This window comes from Streptomyces sp. NPDC007095, assembly GCF_040634475.1.
Taxonomy (GTDB): domain Bacteria; phylum Actinomycetota; class Actinomycetes; order Streptomycetales; family Streptomycetaceae; genus Streptomyces.
This window is the reverse complement of record NZ_JBEYFS010000438.1, coordinates 1-4,105: the sequence shown is the minus strand read 5'-3', so window position 1 is coordinate 4,105 and position 4,105 is coordinate 1. Positions and strand designations below refer to the sequence as shown.

4 protein-coding genes are annotated in these 4,105 nt (G+C 74.1%); all 4 read left to right on the top strand.

Going from position 1 to position 4,105, the window contains the following annotated elements; genetic code table 11:
- Positions 1 to 90: 90 nt before the first annotated feature.
- Positions 91 to 717 carry a YigZ family protein gene (locus ABZ656_RS56825; protein WP_168506781.1) on the top strand — a complete coding sequence of 209 codons (627 nt, stop codon included), beginning with the start codon at positions 91 to 93 and terminating at the stop codon, positions 715 to 717.
- A 69-nt stretch (positions 718 to 786) separates the two neighbouring features.
- The gene (locus ABZ656_RS56820; RefSeq protein WP_360280430.1) at positions 787 to 1,950 is read left to right on the top strand and encodes an exonuclease SbcCD subunit D; all 1,164 of its coding nucleotides are present in this window, start codon (positions 787 to 789) and stop codon (positions 1,948 to 1,950) included.
- A complete protein-coding gene (locus ABZ656_RS56815; RefSeq protein WP_360280427.1) occupies positions 1,947 to 2,246 on the top strand; it encodes a hypothetical protein in 300 nt (99 codons plus the stop codon). The genes ABZ656_RS56820 and ABZ656_RS56815 overlap by 4 nt, the downstream gene beginning before the upstream one ends.
- On the top strand, positions 2,243 to 4,105 hold a 1,863-nt coding region (locus ABZ656_RS56810), incomplete at its 3' end, for an SMC family ATPase (protein WP_360280424.1). The genes ABZ656_RS56815 and ABZ656_RS56810, both read left to right, overlap by 4 nt.

Below are 4,105 nucleotides of genomic sequence, written 5' to 3'. Positions count from 1 at the left end.
CGGCGGACCCGGACCGCGCCGCACGCGCGCGTGCGGCGCGGTCCGGGTCCGCCGTGCCGCACACTCGCGGGAAGCGCATACGCTGGCGTGATGCAGGACGAGTACCGCACAGTGGCCCGCGCGGGCGTGCACGAGACCGAGGTCAACCGCTCCCGCTTCCTGTGCGCCCTCGCCCCGGCGGCCACCGAGCAGGAGGCCCAGGCGTTCATCGCGGGCGTCCGCAAGGAGCACGCCGATGCCACGCACAACTGCTACGCGTACGTCATCGGTGCCGACGCCGCCGTCCAGAAGGCGAGCGACGACGGCGAACCCGGCGGCACCGCCGGCGTGCCCATGCTCCAGATGCTGCTGCGCCGCGACATGCGGTACGTCGTCGCCGTCGTCACCCGCTACTACGGCGGGGTCAAGCTCGGCGCGGGCGGACTGATCAGGGCGTACGGCGGCTCGGTGGGCGAGGCACTGGACACCCTCGGCACACTCACGCGCAAACGCTTCCGGCTGGCCACGGTCACGGTCGACCACCAGCGTGCCGGCAAGATTCAGAACGACCTGCGGTCCACCGGACGCGAGGTCCGTGACGTCCGGTACGGCGAGGCCGTCACGATCGAGATCGGGCTGCCGGACACCGACGTCGAGCCCTTCCGGGCGTGGCTCGCCGACGCGACGGCAGGGACGGCCGGGTTCGAACTGGGTGGAGAGGCGTACGGGGACGCATAGGCGGGCAGCGCGGACCGATACGGGAGCAGCCGCCCGTGATGTCCGACCCGCCCGTTAGTCTCGAGGATCATGAGGATTCTGCACACGTCCGACTGGCATCTCGGCCGGGCCTTCCACCGGGTGAACATGCTCGATGCCCAGTCCGGGTTCATCGGTCACCTCGTCGCGACCGTGCGTGAGCGCGACGTGGACGCGGTGGTCGTGTCGGGGGACGTGTACGACAGGGCGGTGCCGCCGCTGACCGCAGTCGAGCTCTTCGACGACGCGCTGCACCGGCTCGCCGACCTCGGGGTGCCCACGGTGATGATCTCCGGGAACCACGACTCGGCGCGCCGGCTCGGTGTCGGCGCCGGGCTCATCGGCCGCGCGGGGATCCATCTGCGGACCGAGCCCTCCGCGTGCGGCACGCCCGTCCTCCTCCCCGACGACCACGGCGACGTGGCCTTCTACGGACTTCCGTATCTCGAACCGGCCCTGGTCAAGGCCGAGTTCGGGGTCGAGAAGGCGGGGCACGAGGCCGTCCTCGCCGCCGCCATGGACCAGGTCCGCGCCGACCTCGCCACGCGCGCGGGGGGCACCCGTTCCGTCGTCCTCGCCCACGCCTTCGTCACCGGCGGGGCGGCCAGCGACAGCGAGCGGGACATCACCGTCGGCGGGGTGGCCGCCGTACCCGCCGGGGTCTTCGACGGCGTCGACTACACCGCACTGGGCCATCTGCACGGCTGCCAGACCATCACCGAGCGCGTGCGCTACTCCGGCTCCCCGCTGCCGTACTCCTTCTCGGAGGTCGACCACCGCAAGAGCATGTGGCTGGTGGACCTGGGGCCGGAGGGTTTCGTGGGTGCGGAGCGGGTCGACTGTCCCGTGCCCCGGAAGCTCGCCCGTGTCCGGGGGCACCTGGAAGACCTGCTCGCCGATCCGCGGCTGGCGCGCCACGAGGAGGCGTGGGTCGAGGCGACCCTCACCGACCCGGTGCGCCCCACCGAGCCCATGGCCCGGCTGACCGAGCGATTCCCGCACACGCTCAGCCTCGTCTTCGAACCGGAGCGGGCCCCCGAGGACCCGGATGTCTCCTACGCCCGGCGGCTCGCGGGCCGCAGTGAGCAGGAGATCGCGGAGGACTTCGTGGCCCATGTGCGTGGCGCGGGCCCCGACGCCGACGAACAGGCCGTATTGAGGGACGCGTTCGACGCCGTCCGCGCCGACGAAGCCGTCCGGGAGGTCGCCCGGTGACCCCACGTACGTACGACGCGCGAGCCGCGCACGACACCCACGACGTGCGAGCCGCGTACGACGCGCGAGCCGCGCACGACACCCACGACGTGCGAGCCGCGTACGACGCGCGAGCCGCGCAAGACACCCACGACGTGCGAGCCGCGTACGACGCGCGAGCCGCGCAAGACACCCACGACGCGCAAGCCGCGCACGACGCGCGAGCCGCGCAAGACACCCACGACGCGCGAGCCGCGTACGACGCGCGAGCCGCGCAAGACACGTGCGACGCGCAGGACCCGAAGGAGGCCCGATGAGGCTGCACCGCCTGGACATCACGGCCTTCGGGCCGTTCGGCGGCACCCAGAGCGTCGACTTCGACGAGCTGTCGGCCGCCGGGCTCTTCCTGCTGCACGGGCCGACGGGCGCGGGCAAGACGTCCGTCCTCGACGCCGTCTGCTACGCGCTGTACGGGGCGGTCCCGGGCGCCCGCCAGAGCGGCCAGGGACTGACCCTGCGCAGCGACCACGCGGCACCCGCGACGCGTACCGAGATCACCCTCGAACTCACCGTCGCCGGACGCCGGTTGGAGGTCACCCGGCAGCCGCCCTGGGCCCGCCCCAAGAAGCGCGGCACGGGCACGACCACCGAAAAGGCGCAGAGCTGGCTGCGTGAGTACGAGGCGTCGGCGGGCACCTGGAAGGACCTCAGCCGCTCCCACCAGGAGATCGGCGAGGAGATCACCCAACTGCTCGGCATGAGCCGTGAGCAGTTCTGCCAGGTCGTGCTGCTGCCCCAGGGCGACTTCGCCCGCTTCCTGCGGGCCGACGCCGAGGCCCGTGGCAAGCTGCTCGGCCGGCTCTTCGACACCCACCGCTTCGCCGAGGTCGAGAAACGGCTCGCCGAGCGGCGCCGGGCCGCCGAGACCGAAGTGCGGGAGGGCGACGCCGCGTTGCTCGCCGACGCGCACCGCATGCAGCAGGCCGCCGGAGACATCGTCGAGGTGCCGCCGCCCGATCTCGCGCCCGGTGAGCCCGGACTCGCCGAGGCCGTCCTCACCTGGGCCGCCGTGGCCCGCAGCACGGCCCGCGAGCGGCTCACCCTGGCGCACACCGCGCGTACGGCCGCCGAGTCCGCGCAGGCCGCCGCCGACCGCGTACTCGACGACGTACGCGAAGTGGCCCGGCTGCAGCGCAGGTTCACCGAGGCGCGCGAGCGCGCCGCGCGGCTGGAGGAGCGTGCCGACGCCCATCGGGAGGCGCAGGCGCGGATGGAGCGGGCGCGCAAGGCGGAGACGGTGGCCCCCGCGCTCGATCTGCGCGACGAGGCCGAGGCCGAGCACCGCAACGCGTCCACGGACGAGGCACGCGCGCGTCTCGCCCTGCCGGACACCTACGCCGGAGCCGGTGCGCCCGGGCTCGCGGCGGCGGCGCGCAAGGCGGCCGAGGAGCTCGGCGGACTGGAGTCGGCCCGCAGGGCGGAGCGCCGCCTCGGCGAGCTCACCCAGGAGCGCGTCTCCCTGGACCGCCAGGAGCGCGAGGACGAGGAAGTCCGGCAGGATGCCGAGAGCTGGCTCGCCACCTGGGAGGCGACCCGTGCGGAGCTCCAGGCGCGCATCGAGTCCGCGCAGGAGGCCACCACGCGTGCGGAGCAGCTCGCCGAGCGGCGCGATCCCGCCCAGGCGCGGCTCAGGGCGGCCCGGCAGCGCGACCAGTTCGCCCGGGACACGGACGCCGCCCACGCCAGGGCCCTCGCCGCCCGTGAACGCGCGACGGACGCCCGGGTCCACTGGCTCGATCTGAAGGAACAGCGCCTTCAGGGCATCGCCGCGGAACTCGCCGCCGGCCTCGTCGACGGCGAGCCCTGCGCCGTGTGCGGCAGCTCCGCACACCCCGCACCCGCGCGCAAGGACGCCGGACACGTCGACCGGGAGGCCGAGGAGCTGGCCCTCGCCGTGTACCAGCGCGCCGACGAACAGGCCACCGAGGACGAACGCCGACTCGGCGTCGTACGCGAGGCGCTGGCGGCGGCCAGCGCCGAGGCGGGCGACGCGCCGACCGCCCGACTCGCCGAGCAGGCCGAGGAGTTGGAGCTGCAGTACGCCGAGACGCGGGCTGCGGGATCCGGGCTGCTGGCGGCGCGGGAACGGCTCGGGCAGGCCGGTCTCGAACACGAG

Coding starts and splice junctions, on each gene's coding strand:
- ABZ656_RS56825 (WP_168506781.1), top strand. CDS start 91: ATGCAGGACGAGTACCGCACAGTGGCCCGCGCGGGCGTGCACGAGACC.
- ABZ656_RS56820 (WP_360280430.1), top strand. CDS start 787: ATGAGGATTCTGCACACGTCCGACTGGCATCTCGGCCGGGCCTTCCAC.